Raw genomic sequence first — 18,471 nt, 5'->3', positions numbered from 1 at the left:
CGAAGCAGGGACGGGGGGATCAAGTCGTTTGTGCCACTTGCGCCTTGATCCCCTCCGCCCCTTTTTTCAGCTGGCGGTCGGGGCGGCCAGGCGCTGCTGCAGGTCGTCGCGCAGGCGCGACAGCTCGACTTCGGCCTGCTGACGCTGCTGCATGCCTTCGCGATGGATGCTGCGCACTTCCTCGACCGTGGCGATCAGCTGGTCGTGCACGTGGCGCAGGGTGGCCACGTCGATCACGCCGCGCTGGTTGCTGCGTGCGGTATCCACCGAGGCCTGACGCAGCAGGTCGGCGTTGCGGCGCATCAGCTCGTTGGTGGCATCGTCGATCGCGGTGGACAGCTCGACCGCGGCCTTCTGCTCGCCCAGTGACAGCTGGATCGCGAACTGGCGCTTCCACGACGGAATGGTGATGTCGCGGACGGTGTTGAACTTCTCGATCAGCTGCAACGCATTGGCCTGGATCAGGCGGATCATCGGCAGCGACTGGTCGGCGGCATGCTGCATCAGCTGCAGGTCGGACACGCGCTTCTCGATCAGCCGGATCGCGTTGTCGATCTCGCCCTGGCGGATGCGCTGCTGCGGGTCGTCGCTGCCCTGCCCCGCCACCTGCTCGGCCCGCAGTTCGGCCAGGCGCTGCTTGCCGGCGGCGGCATACAGGCCCAGCGCGTGACGTTCTTCGCGGACGATTTCGTGCATGCGGTCGAACTCGGCGACGCGCTTGCCCATCAACGCCTGTTGCACACCGACGTCGCCCATCAGCTGTTCGATCTGCGCATTGGTGTCGCTGAACTTCTGCACCAGCTCGCCCTTGGACACCCGCAGGCGATCGATCAGGCCGCCGATCACCGGCACCTTCGAACGCTGGGCAAAACCCTCCAGTTTCAGGCTGCGGGCGATGCGCACCACTTCACCCAGCTTGTCGCCACTGGCATCGAGGTCGCGGTTGCGCACCTGGTCCAGCAACTGGCTGGAGAACGCTGCAGTACGCGTGGCCGCCTCGCGGCCGAAGACCTGCAGGTTGCCCGGGCGAAGATCGTCCAGCTCGAGGCGGATCTCGGCAATGCGCGGCAGATCCTCGCGGACCAGGCCCAGTGCCTGCAATGCGCCCTCGTCGAGCGGAGCGGCGGTGGTCGTGCCGGGCACGAGGGCACCGGGGGTCTGGCTGTCCTGGGTCATCGGGCAGTCTCCTTGCGGTTGGGTAAGCGGCAGCGGCGGCCGGCTCACGGCAGTCTAGCGTGAGCCGCCGCAACCTCGTCTTCGATCCGGGCATGCAGCGTGGCGGCCTTTCCCGCCAATGCAGCGCCTGCACCGGCCTGCTCCGCCAGTGCGGCCTGTCGCCAGGCCGGCAGCAGGACATCATGGATGCGCGCGAAGCGTTGCAGCAGCACCGTGTCCTGCTCCTGCAGCAGCTGCCACTGGGCGGCCTCGACGCGATGCAGCGCGGCCAGCCGACGCAGGTGGTCCAGCCGTTGCGACAGCGCGGCCGCGCCGGCCGCGTCGCACTGCGCCAGCCGTGAAGCGCCCCGTTCGGCCCAGGCGTCCAATGCCGTGGCCGCCTCTGCATGCTCGGCGATGGCCAGGGCCCGCGCCTGCTGGTGCTGTTGCAGGTGCTGGGCCTGTTCGCGCGCCTGCAGCGCCAGCACGCCCAGCTGCGACTGCAGCGCACGCCCTTCCGCCTCGCGGTCGACATCGCGTCCAAGCAGGCGCCCCCACCAGCCTTCCTGTCGGCGGATCTGCGCAGGATTCGCGACCTGCAGCGCCAGCGCGATGCGCGCCAGCGCCGCCACCAGGCCTTCGCCTGCAACCGGCGGCAAGGGTGCGGCGCGCTGGGCAAGTGCCTGCAGCAGCGGCGCACCGTACTCGGCCAGCACAACGACATCAGCGGCATCCGGCAGCATCGGCGATGGCAGTGGCGTCCGCGCGGTCACGGCAGCGGGGGCGGCTGCGGTGCCGTCGCTACGGTGCCTTCCGTGTCTTCCGGCGGCAGCGACTCGCCGTAGAAGTGACGCATCAGCGCTTCATCCAGTGCACGTTCTTCCGGCGTCGTGGCGCGACGCACGCGCGCACGCTGCGGCACCGCACTGGGGCCACCGCGCTCGACCTGCTGTCGCGCCCAACCGGCGAACGCCGCCAGGGTCTGCGACACCTGTGCCTGCTGCGCCTGTGATGCCGCCAGCAGTTCAACCAGAGGCGCCAACCCGGCCTGCAGGTCTTCGGCCAGCGGCGTGGCCGGCGCGCTGTGGGCGACCGCGGCCGGTACCGGCGAAGCGGGCACGGAGCGTGTTTCGGACAAGCGCTGCAGGGCCTCCAGCAATGCCGGCCACGGCGCGGGCTCGGCGACGGCAGCAGGGGCCACTTCGGGCGCCGGCGGCGGCAGCTGCAACGCGCTGGCGATGTCTGCCAACTGTGCGACCACGCGTCCACCGACATCGCTGTCGTCGGCCCCCATGGCCTTGTTGCGCAGGAAATCGCGCTTGATCTGTGCCCAGCGCCGCGACTGCACCTCATCCAGCACGCCGCGCAGTTCGGCCAGCTTCAGCAGGTTTTCCTCAGCGCCGGTGGTGAGCAGCTGCGCCTCGCCCAGGTAGTGGTCGGAGATCAGCTGCTGCAGCTCGTCCTCGTTCATCACCGGCGAGATCTTCTCGGCCAGCTTGTTCATGTTGCGGTAGCTGCCCTGCAGCCGGAACGGCGGCTCGGTGCGGTAGCGGTCGTCCTGTGCGGCACTGGCGATGTACTGCTGGTTGACCCGGTAGACCACGTCGCGAACGCGCAGCATGCGCTGCAGCGTAGCGGTGATTTCGTTGATTTCGGCGCTGCTGTAGGCATGGCTGAGGCCGTTGGTGGACACGTCCTTGCCCATTGCACGATCGACCAGCACATACAGGTCGGCCATGTCCCGCGTGGCCAGCGGCGCCAGTACCGGGTTGGAGGTCAGGCTGTTTTCGATGTAGCTGAGGGTGAACGCCGCTTCCATGCCCCCCAGCACGTCGCCGAGATTGTAGATGTCGGCACGGTTGGCCAGCATGTCCGGAATCTTGAACACCTCGCCGGACTCGGTGTACGGGTTGCCGGCCATGACCACGCAGAACTTCTTGCCACGCATGTCATAGGTGCGGGTGCGGCCACGCCACACGCCTTCGATGCGTCGGGTGCCGTCGCACAGCGAAATGAACTTCTGCAGGAACTCGGGATGGGTGTGCTGGATGTCATCGACATACAGCATGGTGTTGTTGCCCATCTCCAGCGCCAGGTTGAGCTTTTCAAGCTCCTGGCGCGAGGTCGCGTCCGGTGCCTGTTCCGGGTCCAGCGAACGCACCTCGTGACCCAGCGCCGGGCCGTTGATCTTCATGAAGACCAGGCCCAGCCGGTGGGCCACGTATTCCATCAGCGTGGTCTTGCCGTAGCCCGGCGGCGAAATCATCATCAGCAGGCCCATAAGGTCGCTGCGCTTGTTCTCGCCCACCGTGCCCATCTGCTTGGCCAGGTTGTCACCGATCACGCCCAGATAGACATCGTTGATCAGCTTGTTGCGCACGAACGAAGACAACGGCCGTGCCTTGAATTCGGACAGGCGCAGTGTCTGCCGCTCACGGGCGATGATGCTCTGGCGCACCGCTTGATATGCGTGGAAATCCGGTACGAAGCGCTTCAGGTGGTGCTGCAGGCGTGACAGGAAATCGTCCAGCGACAACGACAGCGTACCGTTGTGGATGCGCGGATGTTCTCCCAGCAGGCCGTTCACCTCCACGCGCAGCGGTGCGTCGCTGCCCCGCGTGCGCAGCTGGCGCTGCACCAGCAGCAGCGCGGCCGCCTCGTCGGCATACCCGGCATGCACGGCCTGTGCCGGCAGCCCGGCCAGCGCGCGCAGCCATTGACCGGCCAGCGCCCAGCGCGCGGCCAGCGGATCCTGCGCCCGCTGCAGGGCGCGCTCCAGTGCTTCACGCTGCCCGACCTGGTCCAACTGCTGTGCCAGGGCCTCCAGCAGGGCCTGGGCATGCTTGCTGGTGCTGAACACCGGTTCGCCGTTGACCAGTTCTTCGCCCAGATAGGCCGCTGCCGCGTCGGCGGCTTCATCGTCGAAAGGCAGCGACTGCGCCTGCGCGAACGCGCTCAGTGCCACCGCCATTTCCGCGCGCAGGGCGACACGTCCTTCGTCGGAGCCGAACAGGCGGTCGATGGTTTCCGCACCGGCCTGCCGGCTGGGCCACTGCAGCACCGCTTCTTCGCGCTGCTGGGCCGCCCAGAACAGCAGGGCCAGCGCGCGCACCCGCGGCGCATGGCGCAACGTGCCCGCGGACTGCTGCAAGGGCAGCAGCGCGCGCAGGATCAACGCGGCGTCGTGATCGTGGATGCCACGCTCGTAGCCTTCGCGGTAGCGCGGTGCGGCGAACGCACGAACGCGCTGGTCCAGTGCTTCAGGCGTGGCGACATCGTGCTGCAGCTGCGCCAGGTCCAGCCCATCGTGGCCCTGCTGCGCGGCCAGCAGCAGGCTGCCGGCCAGGTATTCGCCGCGATAGATCGCCTCGGATTCCGAATCCAGCGTCACCGGCCAGAACGGCTTGAGTGCCTCCAGCTCCGGGTCGTGCAGGGTTTCCAGGAAGTCGGTGCCGGTCAGGTGGATGGCCAGCGTGTCGCCGCGCGGCAAGAGGGTCAGGTCCAGGGCCTGGGTGTTGACGCTGAAGCGGTGGCGCGGCCCCAGCCGGACCACGTTGCCACCGGCTTCGTACAGGTCGCTGCGGTCGCGCAGCTGGCGCACGGCCTGGTCGCGCACGGCCTTCAGGCGCGCCTCGATGTCATCGGCCTTGACGTTGTCGCGCAGCGCGCGCAGGCGCTCGGCCAGTTCGCGCAGCTTGAGGATCAGCGGGTCACCGGCGAAGAACGCATTGAGTTCATCAGCGGTGGCGAAACGCTCGGTGCGCTTGGCCAGGCCATCAAGGATGCGGTTGGCCGCGTCCAGTACCGAGCGCGCTTTGCGCTGGCGGTCGTCCAGCAACGCCTGCTTGTGCGTCTCGAAGGCCTCGACCAGTTCCTCGCGCTTGCTGAGGATGTCGCCGAGGAACTGCTCGTGCTCGCCGAACTGGCTTTCCAGTTCTTCCAGCTGCACCAGCAGGCGCGACAGCTGTTCGTCGGCCTTTTCCGGATCATGGGCCATCGCCAGCGCGCTGGTGATCGACTGCGAGAACAACGCGAACTGGGCGGCGAACTGGGCCACCGCCTCGGCCGAACCGAGGGTGCGGCGGCGCTGTTCGGCGCGGGTACGCGCCTGGTTCAGGCGCCCGTACAGCGCGGAAATGGATTCAACCACGCGGGTACGCGCGGTGGCATCGTCCACCTTCAGCCCGGCCATCAGTTCGGACAGCATGTCCAGATCGGCGGCCATGCCACGCATGCCGTCCAGCTGCTCGTCCAGCTGGCGCGCACTGCCGGCCTGCTGCGCAGCCTCGTCCAGCGCCTGCAGGCGGCTGCCCAGCGGCGCCAGCGCGGCATCGCCAGCGAGGAATTCGCCGGTGGCGCCACCAACGCGGTCCTGCGCCTGTACCAGCTCGGCGGCCATCGCTTCGATGCGCGCGGTGTCGATGTAGCGCAGCTCACGGATGGTCAGCAGGCGCCCGCGTAGCGCGGTGATCTCGTTCAGTGCCTCGACGAAGGCCTGCACCTCGTTCCAGTTCTGCGGCTGCAGCCGGCCCAGCAGGGCCTTGAAGCTGGCCTCCGCCTCGACCATTGCCTGCGCCGACTGCTCACGGATGGATTGGACCTTCTCGTATTCGTCCAACACCGATTCGCCGGTGGCGCTGATCTGCCGCAGCAGTGCTTCAGCGCCGTCGCAGGCCTCGTCGCCCAGCCAGTGGTGCGCATCGAACAGGCGGCGGGTATCGGCCACCAGCCGCTGGTAGCGCTGCACCGACACATCCTGGCCGTCGATCTCGCGGGCCAGGTTGAACAGGTTGGAGATGCCGCGCACCAGCTCGGCATTGCCGATGCGGCCCATGAAAGTGTTGCCGGGCGGACGGCTGGCGGCGAACTCGTCGCTGCTGAACGGCGTCTGCCAGACCTGCATCGGGTGGATGCGCGTGGGCTCGGTGCCCTCGGCATGGAACAGCACCATGCGCCCATCCTGCATGAACGCATAGCCGTGGCCGAACACCGGGTTCTGCAGCACGCGCTGGATGGTGTTGTAGACGAACAGCGCCGAGCGCCCGCCTTCGCGCTCGTAGAAGATGTACAGCACGTCCTCGCCATTGGGCGAACGGATGCTGCGCTTGAACTGCATGCCGGCCATCGAGGCGTCGAACGCCTTGTGCTCGCCGCCCTGCAGGTAGTAGCCGCCCGGGAAGATCACGCCGTGGTCTTCGGGCAGCTGCACGCAGGCCTGCACGATCGCATCGTTGCGCACGATGTCGCCGGTGAGCGTGTTGTAGATAAGCCCGCGCCAGACGGTTTCGCGATAGGGCAGCACCTTCAGCAGCAGCAGCGAGCCGACGCGGGCGAACTCGAACTGGGCGTCGTCCAGCGACTGGGTGCTGTCTTCCACCGGTTCGCTGTAGATGCCCTGTCCGGTCTCGGTGTTGTTCTCGACCTTGATGGTCAGGTCGCCACCGGTGGTTTCCACGAACAGGGTGTCGAGGATGTTCAGGTGCGAATGGCGGCCGTTGACCGCGAGGTCGCGGGTGGCCCTGGTCCATTCGAAATCGAACGGTGGCGGCAGTGCGATATCGCGTTCGCCGCGCGCGTCGAGGTAGGTCAGCTCGCCTTCGCGCGACAGCGCCCAGCGGAACACGCGCACGTCGCTGCTGCGCTCGCCGATCTGGAACGAGGCCAGCAGCTTGTCGCCCACCACGATCAACTGCAGCAGGCGTGCATGCTTGTAGTAGGCGTACAGCTCGTTGAAGTCGTGCACGAAACCGGGCTGGTCCAGGAAACTTCCCTTCAGCTCCAGCGCAGCGACGTCGTAGCCGTCGGCCCCCTGCACCAGCCGGTACAGGCCGAACACATCCTCGATGCGGGTCTGGGTCTTGAGCCCGATGAACACGTTGTAGCCGAACAGCAGGCGGTCCGGGCCCACCTGCACGATGTCGCGGCCGACGCAGTTGTTCTCGCTGCGGATGCGGAAGCGGCCGATCACCTCCAGGCGGCTGTCACCGAATTCGGACAGACGCTGGCGGTTGAGGGTCTCGGCCAGGGCCTGCAGGCGCTGGCCCTGCTCGCCGAGGCGGCGGCGCAGGACTTCGTAGGCACCGCCCTGGGCGACGGCCTGGTCGACGGTGCTGCCGCCGGCCTCCGGCACAGTGGATTCGGCGGTCGATTGGGTTTCAGACATCAGCAGGCTTCCGGGTCACGGGCGGCCGGCCGTCGATGCGGCCGGCGCAGGCCGGCGGTGGCCGTCATGGCCACCGCCAGGTGCATCAACGGGCGCTGTCGAGCACGGCAGCCGACACGGTCGGCACGGCGTCGGCTTCGTCGGCAATCTGCCGCGGTGCCGGTTCGGCCACGGCCACGCCCAGGTAGCGCTGCATCAGCTCCTGCACGATCGGGCTCTTGCCGGCGAAGCCTTCGATCGACTTGCCCAGTGACACCGCCTTGACCAGGTTCTCGAACATGCCGCCGTCGCCGCCGACCAGGTCGATGTCGGCATTGCGCAGCGCGCTGGCGATGACGTTGGCGTTCTCGCGCGACACTTCCTTGCCGGCTTCGATCGAGGCCAGCGCCTGCTTCAGGCTGTTGTCCAGCATCATGCGGAACTCTTCATGGCCGCGTGCCTGGTCGCTCAGCGAAGCGATGGCCTCGAACTTGCGCACCAGGCCTTCGGCCTCGGCCAGCAGCTTCTTCTGCACCACGCCCGCCTCGGCATTGCCCAGCGACTCGGTGGCGGTGGCACGGGCCAGGCCCATCTTCTCTTCGCCCTGGGCCTGGGCCTGCAGCGTCTCGGCCAGCACACGGGCCTCGTTGCTGCCCTGCTTCAGGCTGGCTTCGGCCTTGGCCTCGATCACGCGGGCTTCGGCGATGCCGACCTTCTCGATGGCCAGCGCGGAGGCTTCACGCACCTGCGCTTCGGCCAGGCCCGGCGCGGCCTGTTCGGCACGCAGCGCATCGGCCAGCAGGCGCTTGGCCTCGGCCTGCTTGCCGGCCGCTTCGTGCTCGGCCTGGGCCAGGGTGGTCAGTTCAACGGCACGGTGCTTGGACGCGGTTTCGCGTGCCTGCGCTTCCTTCACCTCGCGCACCAGCGCTTCCTGTGCCTTGGCTTCGGCTTCCAGGATCAGCACCTGCTTCTGGCGGTCGGCTTCGGAAACCTCGCGCACTTCCTTGATGCGCTCCTCTTCCTGGGCCACGGTCTTGTCGATGGAGATGCGTTCGCGGGTGATGTTGGCCACGTCCATCTTGCCCTGCTCGACCACCTTGTCGCGCTCCACACCCTGCAGCTGCACTTCGCGGTCGGTGGTGACCTGCTCCAGCTGGCGTGCGCGCTCCACGCGCTCGGCCTCGATGGCCACGGCACGCTGGCGGTTCTGCTCGGCCACTTCCACTTCGCGCAGGCGGTTCTGGTCACGGATCTCGATCAGCTGCTGTGCTTCGATGCGTGCATTCTCGGACAGCTGGCGCTGCTCTTCCTGCACCTTGGCGGTCTCGGCCTCCTCGCGCGCGCGGATGGTCTCGATCTCGCGCTTCTGGCGTGCCTCGGCCTCGGCCTGCTGGCGTTCCAGCGCCAGCAGCGCCTCACGCGCCTCCACGTTCTTCTTGGTGATGGCGAGCTTCTCGTTCTGCTCCAGCTCGTTGGTCACCACGTTCTGCGCGGCGGTCAGTTCGGTGATCTTGCGGATGCCCTGCGCGTCGAGGATGTTGAACTGGTCCAGCAGCGACTTCGGCGTCTGTTCCAGGTAATCGATCGCCACGTCTTCCAGCACATACCCGTTCAGGTCATTGCCGATGACCGCGATGATCTCGTCGCGGAACTCCTGGCGCTTCTCGAACAGTTCGGTGAAGTCGAACTTCTTGCCGACGGTCTTCAGTGCCTCGGAGAACTTGGCGTTGAACAGCTCGTCGACGGCATGCTTGTCCGACGCGCGGTCCGCACCGATGGCCTTGGCCACGCGCAGCACATCGGCCTGGGTTTCATTGACCCGCAGGTAGAAGGCCACGGCGATGTCGGCACGCATGTTGTCGCGGCAGATCAGGCCCTCCTTGCCGCGGCGGTCGATCTGCAGGGTGATCAGGCTGATCCGCATCAACTCGGCGCGGTACAGCACCGGGATGATCAGGGCACCGGTGAAATGCACCTTGGGCGTGGAGCTCATGTCGTTGACGATCAGGGCCACGCCCTGGTCGACCTTGCGGTAGAAGGCCTTGAACAGCCCGGCCAGGCCGAGCAGCGCCACCAGCAGAACGGCCACGCCGATCAGGAAGGGTGCCATGGTTGCCAACGTCATCAGTGATTCTCCTTGTTGCCCGGAAGCAGGTTGTCCTGGAAATCGAGGGCGACCGCGTCGGCGCGGACTACCCGGTAATGGTGTTGGTCGGCCACGTGCTCGACCAGCACGATGCGCTCGCCTCGCTGCAGTTCGATGTCGCTGCGCACCTGCAGCACCAGCCCGGCACCACCGTCATCGAACGTGGCGTGGCCGCTGCGGGCATCCACTTTCGGCGAGGCGACCACACCGATGCGCCCCAGCAACGAGGCCTGGGCCACCGGCCGCAGGCGCAGCAGGAACCGCCGGATGGGGTGCAGCAGCAGCGCGGTGACCGGTACGGCAGGCAGCGGAGCCAGCACGGCCACGACCGCGCCGGCCGTCCAGCGCAACAGGTCCGGCAACGGCAACAGCACGAAAAGATGGATGAAATAGGTCAGCGCCCAGCCGAAGAAGCCCAACAGCGTGACCACGACCATGACTGGCACTCCCCCCAGGCCGAAGCGCTGCAGCAGGGCCGACAGGCCGCTGAGATCGTTGCCGCCGTCCAGGGCGCCATCGGCGCCAAGATCGCCGAAGCCATCGTCGACCAGGCCGAATGCGGCGAGCCCCCAATAGATCAGCGATACCGCCAGCACGATGCTGTACGGCAGGGTCGGGAAACCGAACACAACGCTGAAGAATTCCTGCATCGCTTGCCTTCCTGGGCTGTGGGCGGCGATCGCCCGTTCGGAACGCGCAGAGCGCGTCCCGGTGATCCCCGCGCCAGCCTTCATGGCAGGCGCGCTTGGTTCCATCCTATGTGAAGAATACGTGCAGGCTCAAATCCAGATGCAGATTGCGATAAACGGTGACGCCGATCACTCCAGAACCGTGCAGTCCGCGCGGCGCACTTCCTCGACGAAGGTGCGCATCTTGTAGCCATCCTTGATGCCCGGTTCCAGCTCGATGCCGCTTGAGACATCCACGCCCCACGGCAGGGTGGCCAGCACCGCGTCGTAGACGTTGTCCGGGTTCAGGCCACCGGCCAGCAGGAACGGGCGATGCAGGCCGGTCGGGATCCGGCCCCAGTCGAAGGCCACGCCGGTGCCGCCACCGCCGCCGGGCGCATGGCTGTCGAACAGGAAGCCAGCGGCGCTGGGATAGCGCAGCTGCAGGGTGCGGGCGTTGATCTCCTCACGCCCGCCCATGGCGATCGCTTTCAGGTACGGCATGTTGAAGCTGCGGCAGAAGCTCTCGTCTTCCTCGCCGTGGAACTGCAACAGGGTCGGCCGTACCGTGCGCAGTACCTCGCGCACCTCTTCCCTGCTGTTGTTGCGGAACAGCGCCACCACGTCGACCATCGGCGCGATCGCCTGGCGCATCGCACGCGCCTCGGCCGGAGCCACACGGCGGCTGCTCTCCCGGGCAAAAATGAAACCCACCGCGTCCACGCCCAGCTCGCCGGCCAGGCGGACGTCGCCGGCACGGGTCATTCCACAGAACTTGATGCGCGTACGGTAGTAGGAGCGGCTCATAGCGTGACCTCGGCGGGCAGATGCCAGTTGTCGGGGTACAGGGGCCCAAGGAACACCAGGCCCTGCGGCGGTGCGGTGGGACCGGCTACGGTGCGATCGCGCCCTGCCAGCAGTTCGGCGATCCATTCCACCGGCTTCTCGCCGCTGCCCACCAGGATCAACGATCCGACGATATTGCGGACCATGTGATGAAGGAATGCATTGCCGCGCACAGCGACTTCGATCACTTCACCCTCTCGGCTGACCTGCAGCGACTGCAGTTCACGCCGCGCATGCAGGGCCTGGCACTGCACCGAGCGGAACGCGCTGAAGTCGTTCTCACCGAGCAGGGCCTGGCCCGCGGCATGCATCAGGGTTTCGTCAAGCGCGCGGCGCTCCCAGCTCAGGGTCTGACGGCCCAGCGCCGGCCGCACATCGCGGTTGAGCAGGCGGTAGCGGTAACGCCGCGCGCGTGCCGAGAAGCGGGCATGGAAATCATCGGCCACCGGCACGCACCAGCGCACCGCGATCGAGCGCGGCAGGCGGGTGGTGGTGCCCAGCATCCAGGCGCGCGGGTCGCGCACCACGTCGGTGTCGAAATGCACGACCTGGCATTGGCCGTGCACGCCGGCATCGGTGCGGCCGGCGCAGACCACCTGCAGCGGCGCATCGGCCACCGACGACAGGGCCTGCTCAAGGCTGGCCTGCACGCTGGGGCCACCCTCGCCCAGGTTCTGCCAGCCCCTGAAATCGCTGCCGTCGTACTCGACGCCAAGCGCGTAACGCATGTGCTACCTCGATGTTGCGTGTGGGGCGGCGCTCACGCCGGATCGCGTTCGGACCAGACCGCCAGTTCGTTGCCACCGGGCTCGACGAACTGGAAGCGGCTGCCCCCGGGGAAAGAGAACACGGCACGCACGATCTCGCCGCCGGCGGCGCGTACCGATGCCTCGACCGGTGCCAGTGCGTCGGCATACAGCACCAGCAGCGGTGCACCGCTGTCGCTGGCCCGCTGTGGCTGGCCGCGGAAGAAGCCTCCCTGCAGGCGGCCGTCGTCGAAAGCGGTGTAGTCGCTGCCATAGTCGACGAACGACCAGCCGAACACCTTCTCGAAGAAGGCACGGCTGGCGGCCGGGTCGCTGGAGGCGAATTCAACGTAGTCGATGCGGCGCTCGCGGCTCATGGCAAGGTCCTTGTCGGCAGGTTCGGTCACGGCAGGCGGGCGAGCAGTTCGCGGGCCTGGGCCTGGCTGTGCGGATCGCCGCCTTCGGCGACCTCCAGCAGCAGGGTGCGCGCGGTCTGCGCGTCGCCCAGGTCAAGGTAGGCAATGGCCAGCTCCAGGCGCTCCTGGCCGGCACGCGGTGGCCAGCCAGCATCGCCGGCTGCCGCAGTCGCACCCGAAGCGTCCTGCTCGGCATGCTGCGTGCCGATACTGCCGATCCCGTCATGATGATTGACATCCGCCGGGGGCTCGCTCTGATGCGCTTCGGCCGGCAGATCGAACACACCGCGGAACTGCGGCTGCTGTTCGGCATGCAGCGCGTAGTCCGGCACCGCTACTTCGGCCGGAGCCTCCGGTGCGGCCGGCTCATCCGGTTCCGGCACCACGGCAACGTCATCGTGTGCAGTCGTGGGCTCGTCCCAGCGCGGCAGATCGGTCACCGCCGTCGGCAATGCCACGGCCTCCTCGTCGTGCAGCGTGCCGGCCTGCCACTCGGCCTGCACCGCATGCGCGTCGACCGGCTCGGACAGAGGGTCGGCATGGACCTCGTGCTCACTCGCCCAGGCCGGCATCGCCGGCTCCTGGCGGCCGCCATCGGCCACCGCCGAGGACCACGAGGACTGCTCCGCCAGCGTATCCAGTGCGGCCCCTGCCGGTACCGCGGCGGTCAGGCCAGCGGCATCATCCTCTTCACGCAGCGGTGGCAGCGGCGAAGGTTTGCGACGGCGCAGCAACCAGGCCGCCCCCGCCGCCAGCAGCAGCACCGGCAGGCCCAGCCAGTACCACGGCGTCGCGGCATCGCGGGCGCCCGGTGCCTGTGCCAGGCGCTGCTGCGCCGCAGCCAGGTCGTTGTCCTTCATCGCGATCAACGACTGCTGCTGCTCCTTCAGCTTTTCCAGATCGGCCACGCGCTGCTTCAGTTCACCGATTTCGGCATCACGGGTGGCGATGTCCTCACGCGCCTGGCGCAGTTGTTCGTTGCCCAGCATGTCACCCTCGCTGCCGGCAGCGGTGCCGGTGGTTGTGCCCGCGCGCGCGGCGTCGGACGCCAGCGCCGGAGCGATCTCAAGTCGTGCCCCGTTGGCCGCAGCCGGGGAGGTATCGGCGGTGGACGCCGCCTTGGCAACCGGTGCGACCGTACCCGCCGGTTGCGGCACGGTACGCGCCTGCCGCCATTGCGCGGCATGCTCGCTTACCAGCGCAGCGGCCTCGGCGGCGTCGACTGCAGCAAGCGCATCGCGGTCCGGCATGCGCAGCACGGCGCCCTGCTTGAGCAGATTGACGTTGCCACGGATGAAGGCTTCGGGATTGGCGCGCAACAGGGCAATCATCGCGCGATCGCGGCTGACCTGGTTACCTCGCGCCACCGCACTGGCGATCTGCGACAGGGTCTGACCGCGCTGCACGGTGATGCTGCCGTCGGCCGGCGCTGCCGCAACCGGTGCAGGCTCCGCACGCGGCCGTGATGGAGCCGCCGCGGCTGTCGCGGCAGGTGCCCGTGGCGGTGCATCGGGCATCGCTGCAGCAGGTGCAGGCGCCGGCTCGCGGGCGATGGTATTGGACAGTGTGCCGGCCGGCGCCACGATCTCCGGCTCGGTGACGGCCAGCGCGCTGGACGGTGCATCGACCAGTGCCGAGTACTCGCGCACCAGGCGGCCCTGGCCCCAGTCGGCTTCGATCAGGAAGCTCAGCGACGGGGTCTCGACCGGCGCCTGCGAGGTCACCCGCACCACGGCCCTGCCCTGCGCATCGCGGGTCAGTTCGAACTGCAGCTCGCTGACCAACCCGGTCGGCCGCTGCAGGCCGACGCGTTCGAAGGTGACCGGTGAGGCCAGCGCGACGCGCAGGTTCTCCAGCTCGGACGGGTCGGCCGAGACCACCGGGATTTCGGCCAGCAAGGGCTGCCCCGGCTTGGACAGGACACGGATGTCACCCAGGCCCAGTGCGAGTGCCGAACTGCTGGCCAGGGCCAGCAGCGCGGTGGAAAGATAGAGGAGCGGGCGCTTTGCGCCCCTGGCCCGTTTATTCATGGGCGACACTATAAAGCGTGCGGACCACGGTCCGCACCCATGTAGAGGCGAGCCCATGCTGGGCTGCATGGCCTGAGCCGAGCGTGGGCTCGGCTCTACGGAAAAGGCCGGGCAATGCCCGGCCTCTCCATCATCGCTGTTCGGCGGCGACCAGCTCGGCCAGCTGCACGGCGTTCAGGGCAGCGCCCTTGCGCACGTTGTCCGACACGATCCACAGATTCAGGCCGCGCGGGTGCGACAGGTCTTCACGGATGCGGCCGACGTACACCGCATCGGTGCCCGAGGCGTGGGTGACCGGGGTCGGGTAGCCACCGGCTTCATGGCGGTCCACCACTTCCACGCCCGGCGACTGTTCCAGCAGCGCGCGCGCTTCGGCCACGGTCACCTTGTCGCGGGTCTCGATCGCCACCGATTCGGAGTGACCGTAGAACACCGGCACGCGCACGGCGGTCGGGTTCACCAAGATGCTCTCGTCACCGAGGATCTTTCGGGTTTCCCAGACCAGCTTCATCTCTTCCTTGGTGAAGCCGTTGTCCTGGAAGTCGTCGATGTGCGGGATCAGGTTGAAAGCGATCTGCACCGGGAAGCGCTGCGGATCGATCTCCTGGAAGCTCAGCAGCTGGCCGGTCTGCTTGCCCAGCTCTTCCATCGCCGAACGGCCGCCGCCGGACACCGACTGGTAGGTGGAGACGTTGATGCGCTCGATGCCGTACTCGCGGTGCAGCGGCGCCAGCGCCACCAGCATCTGCATGGTCGAGCAGTTCGGGTTGGCGATGATGCCGCGCGGTCTGTTGCCGACCTGGTCCGGGTTGACCTCGGACACCACCAGCGGCACGTCATCGTCGTAACGGAAGGCCGAGGAGTTGTCGATCACCACCGCACCGGCAGCGGCGAACTTCGGCGCGTACTCCTTCGACACGCTGCCGCCGGCCGAGAACAGGGCGATCTCAACACCGCTCGGATCGAACGTGGCCAGGTCCTGGATCTTGATCTTCTGGCCGTTGAACTCGACCTCGCCACCGGCCGAACGCTCGGAGGCGAGCAGGCTCAGGGTGCCGACCGGGAAACCGCGCTCGGCCAGGATGGCCAGCATGGTCTCGCCGACCGCACCGGTGGCGCCGACGATGGCGACGTGAAAACTGCGCTGTGCATTGCTCATGGGGGAACTCTCACGGAAACGGGAAGGGGAAAATCGTGCACGACAGCTGGGTTCGGGGAACCTTCTCAAGCGGGACGCGCGAAGGTTCCCTATCGTTTGCCGGCTTTTTTGCCCAGGATCACGCGCGCAGCCAGGGCCGCGTCTGCGTTGATCGCGCTCGGCATGTGCGCCGCGTCGCCGGCCAGGCCGAGGCCGGCCAGCAGGTTGTCCACGGCCAGCTGCACCATCGCCGTGCGCGTGGCCAGCGAGGCGCTGCCGATGTGCGGGGTCAGCACCACGTTGCGCAGCGCCAGCAGTTCAGGGCGCACCGTCGGTTCGCCCTCGTAGACGTCCAGACCGGCGGCAGCAAGGCGGCCGTTGGCCAGCGCATCGGCCAGCGCCAGCTCGTCCACGATGCCGCCACGGGCAATGTTCACCAGCGTGGCCGACGGCTTCATCCTCGACAGTGCCGCCGCATCGATGATGTGGTGCGAGGCCGGGGTGTAGGGCAGCACGGTGACCAGGTGGTCGGACTGCGCCAGCAGCGTGTCCAGGTCCACGTAGGTCGCGCCGAGCACGGCTCCGGTCTCGGCCGGCAGGCGCGAACGGTTGTGGTACAGCACCTTCATGCCGAACCCGTGCGCACCACGGCGGGCGATGCCCTGGCCGATGCGGCCCATGCCGAGGATACCCAGCGTGCTGCCATGGATGTCGGCACCGAGCATGGTCTGGAACGACCATTGCCCCCACTTGCCCTCGCGCAGCCAGCGCTCCGATTCGGTGATGCGGCGCGCGGTGGCCATCAGCAGGGCGAAACCGAGGTCGGCCGTGGTCTCGGTGAGGACGTCCGGCGTGTTGCTGGCGAGGATGCCGGCCGCACTGAGCGCGTCGACATCCAGGTTGTTGTAGCCGACGCCGACATTGGCGATCACCTGCAACTGCGTGGCGTCTGCCAGCTGGGCCGCGCCGATGCGCTCGTTGAGGGTGATGATCGCGCCGTCGACCGAGGCCAGGCGCTCGGCGATCTGCTGCGGCGACCAGGCGGTGACGGTTTCGGTGGCCAGCAGCTGCACGCGATCGCGCAACGGCGCGATGGCCGCGTCGATCAGGGGCTGGCTCACCCACACCGTCGGCCGCGTGTCAGCCATCGATCTGCCCGGGAATGCGTGGCGTGATCGTGCCCACATCGCCGCACTGCGCGCGATGGCGCAGCGCCTGGTCCATCAGCACCATCGCCACCATCGCCTCGGCGATCGGGGTGGCGCGGATGCCGACGCAGGGGTCGTGACGGCCGGTGGTGACCACTTCGACCACGTTGCCGGCCGTATCCAGCGACGGGCCCGGCAGGCGCAGGCTGGAGGTGGGCTTCAGCGCAATGGACGCAACTACCGGCTGACCGGTGGAGATGCCACCGAGGATGCCGCCGGCATGGTTGCTGGCGAAGCCCTGCGGGGTCAGCAGGTCACGGTGTTCGGTGCCCTTCTGCGCAGCACTGGCAAAGCCATCGCCGATCTCCACGCCCTTCACGGCATTGATGCTCATCAACGCCGCGGCCAGTTCACCGTCGAGCTTGCCGTAGATCGGCTCGCCCCAGCCCGGCGGCACGTTGTCGGCCACCACGTCCACGCGCGCACCCACCGAATCACCGGACTTGCGCAGCGCATCCATGTACGCCTCCAGCTCGGGCACCTGTGCGGCATGCGGCCAGAAGAACGGATTGTCTTCCACCGCCGACCAGTCGAAGCCGGCCGGCGTGATCTCGCCCAGCTGCGACAGGTAGCCACGCACGGTCACGCCGAAGCGCTCGGCAAGCCACTTCTTGGCGACCACGCCGGCGGCCACGCGCATGGTGGTCTCGCGCGCCGAGGAACGACCGCCACCGCGCGGGTCACGGATGCCGTACTTGTGCCAGTAGCTGTAGTCGGCATGACCCGGCCGGAACTGCTGGCCGATGTTGGCGTAGTCCTTGCTGCGCTGGTCGGTGTTGCGGATCAGCAGCGCGATCGGGGTGCCGGTGGTCAGGCCCTCGTACACGCCGGACAGGATCTCGACGTCATCGGCCTCGCGACGCGCCGAGGTGTGGCGGCTCTTGCCGGTGGCGCGGCGCTGCAGGTCGTGGGCGAATTCGGCCGCGTCCAGCGCCAGCCCCGGCGGGCAGCCATCGATCACGCAGCCGATGGCCGGCCCGTGCGACTCGCCGAACGTGGTGACGGTGAACAGCTTGCCGAACGAATTGGAGCTCACGGGCGCTGCGCCGCCAGTTCGGTGATGCGCGCGCTGTGGGCGATCAGTTCGCGGCACTCGACCGCGAAGATGCCCATCTGGCCGACCTTGAACTCGATCCAGGCGAAGTCGACTTCCGGCAGCAGCTTGATCAGGTGCTGCTCGGATTCACCCACTTCGCAGATCAGCAGGCCGTCTTCGCTCAGGTGCAGCGGCGCGTCGCGCAGGATCTTCAGCACCAGGTCAAGGCCATCATCACCCGCACGCAGGCCCATTTCCGGCTCGAAGGAGTATTCCTGCGGCAGGGCATCGGTCTCGTCGTTGGTGACGTACGGCGGGTTGGTGACGATCAGGTCGTAGTGGCGGCCGGTCAGGCCGTTGAACAGGTCCGACTTGATCAGGGTGACGTTGTGCGCCTGCAGGCGCTCCTTGTTCTCTTCAGCCAGCGACAGCGCGTCGTCACTGAGGTCGACGCCATCCACTTCCCAGTTCGGGTAGTAGTGGCCCATGGCGATGGCGATGCAGCCCGAACCGGTGCACAGGTCCAGCGCGCGGCGGACATCGCGGCCGGCCAGCCACGGCTCGAAGCCGCATTCGATCAGTTCGGCGATCGGCGAGCGCGGCACCAGGGCGCGCGTGTCGCTCTTGAAGCTCAGGCCGGCGAACCAGGCCTCGCCGGTCAGGTAGGCCGCCGGGATGCGTTCGTCGATGCGGCGCTGGAACAGCTCCAGCACGCGCAGCTTCTCGACCTGCAGCAGGCGCGCCTGGCCGTACGCCGGGCCGAGGTCATGCGGCAGGTGCAGGCTGTGCAGCACCAGCTGGGTGGCCTCGTCCAGCGCATTGTCGTAGCTGTGACCGAAGGTCAGCCCGGCTTCGTTGAAACGGCTGGTGCCGTAGCGGATCAGATCGATGATCGTGTGGAGTTCGGCGGCCGTTTCAGCGGTCATGGCGGTACTGCGGG

Annotated in this window: 13 protein-coding genes; all 13 read right to left on the bottom strand. The window is 67.9% G+C overall.

The features are described from left to right. Positions 1–66 precede the first annotated feature (66 nt). Positions 67–1,176, bottom strand: coding sequence for a toxic anion resistance protein (locus AC5P8Z_RS07195; protein WP_295568601.1), 1,110 nt, complete (start codon positions 1,174–1,176; stop codon positions 67–69). Between the two features lie 44 nt (positions 1,177–1,220). After that, positions 1,221–1,928 (bottom strand): hypothetical protein, encoded by a 708-nt coding sequence (locus tag AC5P8Z_RS07190; RefSeq protein WP_495228585.1) that lies wholly within the window; start codon positions 1,926–1,928, stop codon positions 1,221–1,223. Beyond that, complete coding sequence (locus AC5P8Z_RS07185; protein WP_495228584.1) at positions 1,925–7,318, bottom strand: DNA repair ATPase; 5,394 nt, start codon at positions 7,316–7,318, stop codon at positions 1,925–1,927. The genes AC5P8Z_RS07190 and AC5P8Z_RS07185 overlap by 4 nt, the downstream gene beginning before the upstream one ends. An 85-nt stretch (positions 7,319–7,403) precedes the next feature. Continuing rightward, on the bottom strand, positions 7,404–9,422 hold the full coding sequence (locus tag AC5P8Z_RS07180) for a hypothetical protein (protein ID WP_286069253.1): 2,019 nt from the start codon (positions 9,420–9,422) through the stop codon (positions 7,404–7,406). Then, positions 9,422–10,093, bottom strand: coding sequence for a hypothetical protein (locus AC5P8Z_RS07175; RefSeq protein WP_286069255.1), 672 nt, complete (start codon positions 10,091–10,093; stop codon positions 9,422–9,424). Before AC5P8Z_RS07175 ends, AC5P8Z_RS07180 begins: the two co-directional genes overlap by 1 nt. Before the next feature lie 168 nt (positions 10,094–10,261). Then, positions 10,262–10,918, bottom strand: a complete 657-nt coding sequence (locus AC5P8Z_RS07170; protein ID WP_286069256.1) for a phosphoribosylanthranilate isomerase — start codon at positions 10,916–10,918, stop codon at positions 10,262–10,264. Continuing rightward, a complete protein-coding gene (truA, locus tag AC5P8Z_RS07165) occupies positions 10,915–11,685 on the bottom strand; it encodes a tRNA pseudouridine(38-40) synthase TruA (RefSeq protein WP_295568596.1) in 771 nt (256 codons plus the stop codon). The genes AC5P8Z_RS07170 and truA overlap by 4 nt, the downstream gene beginning before the upstream one ends. Positions 11,686–11,717: 32 nt before the next feature. Beyond that, positions 11,718–12,080, bottom strand: a complete 363-nt coding sequence (locus tag AC5P8Z_RS07160; RefSeq protein ID WP_286069258.1) for a VOC family protein — start codon at positions 12,078–12,080, stop codon at positions 11,718–11,720. A gap of 26 nt (positions 12,081–12,106) precedes the next feature. Further along, positions 12,107–14,149 (bottom strand): motility hub landmark protein FimV, encoded by a 2,043-nt coding sequence (locus AC5P8Z_RS07155; protein WP_495228582.1) that lies wholly within the window; start codon positions 14,147–14,149, stop codon positions 12,107–12,109. A 130-nt stretch (positions 14,150–14,279) separates the two neighbouring features. Continuing rightward, on the bottom strand, positions 14,280–15,308 hold the full coding sequence (locus AC5P8Z_RS07150) for an aspartate-semialdehyde dehydrogenase (RefSeq protein WP_495228581.1): 1,029 nt from the start codon (positions 15,306–15,308) through the stop codon (positions 14,280–14,282). Positions 15,309–15,397: 89 nt separating this feature from the next. Beyond that, on the bottom strand, positions 15,398–16,435 hold the full coding sequence (locus AC5P8Z_RS07145) for a 2-hydroxyacid dehydrogenase (RefSeq protein ID WP_495228579.1): 1,038 nt from the start codon (positions 16,433–16,435) through the stop codon (positions 15,398–15,400). Continuing rightward, a complete protein-coding gene (gene aroC, locus AC5P8Z_RS07140) occupies positions 16,428–17,531 on the bottom strand; it encodes a chorismate synthase (protein WP_495228578.1) in 1,104 nt (367 codons plus the stop codon). Before aroC ends, AC5P8Z_RS07145 begins: the two co-directional genes overlap by 8 nt. Then, positions 17,528–18,457 carry a 50S ribosomal protein L3 N(5)-glutamine methyltransferase gene (gene prmB / locus AC5P8Z_RS07135; protein ID WP_495228577.1) on the bottom strand — a complete coding sequence of 310 codons (930 nt, stop codon included), beginning with the start codon at positions 18,455–18,457 and terminating at the stop codon, positions 17,528–17,530. Before prmB ends, aroC begins: the two co-directional genes overlap by 4 nt. Positions 18,458–18,471: the final 14 nt, after the last annotated feature.

It is taken from the genome of Stenotrophomonas sp. YJH_SMC_17, from assembly GCF_059371655.1.
This window is presented reverse-complemented; position numbering and strand designations above follow the sequence as displayed.

Bases quoted from the DNA above. Each gene is read 5' to 3' on its own strand.
- AC5P8Z_RS07160 (WP_286069258.1), bottom strand. From the start codon at position 12,080: ATGAGCCGCGAGCGCCGCATCGACTACGTTGAATTCGCCTCCAGCGAC.
- AC5P8Z_RS07145 (WP_495228579.1), bottom strand. From the start codon at position 16,435: ATGGCTGACACGCGGCCGACGGTGTGGGTGAGCCAGCCCCTGATCGAC.
- AC5P8Z_RS07170 (WP_286069256.1), bottom strand. From the start codon at position 10,918: ATGAGCCGCTCCTACTACCGTACGCGCATCAAGTTCTGTGGAATGACC.
- AC5P8Z_RS07185 (WP_495228584.1), bottom strand. From the start codon at position 7,318: ATGTCTGAAACCCAATCGACCGCCGAATCCACTGTGCCGGAGGCCGGC.
- AC5P8Z_RS07175 (WP_286069255.1), bottom strand. From the start codon at position 10,093: ATGCAGGAATTCTTCAGCGTTGTGTTCGGTTTCCCGACCCTGCCGTAC.
- AC5P8Z_RS07150 (WP_495228581.1), bottom strand. From the start codon at position 15,308: ATGAGCAATGCACAGCGCAGTTTTCACGTCGCCATCGTCGGCGCCACC.
- AC5P8Z_RS07195 (WP_295568601.1), bottom strand. From the start codon at position 1,176: ATGACCCAGGACAGCCAGACCCCCGGTGCCCTCGTGCCCGGCACGACC.
- AC5P8Z_RS07180 (WP_286069253.1), bottom strand. From the start codon at position 9,422: ATGACGTTGGCAACCATGGCACCCTTCCTGATCGGCGTGGCCGTTCTG.
- prmB (WP_495228577.1), bottom strand. From the start codon at position 18,457: ATGACCGCTGAAACGGCCGCCGAACTCCACACGATCATCGATCTGATC.
- truA (WP_295568596.1), bottom strand. From the start codon at position 11,685: ATGCGTTACGCGCTTGGCGTCGAGTACGACGGCAGCGATTTCAGGGGC.
- AC5P8Z_RS07155 (WP_495228582.1), bottom strand. From the start codon at position 14,149: ATGAATAAACGGGCCAGGGGCGCAAAGCGCCCGCTCCTCTATCTTTCC.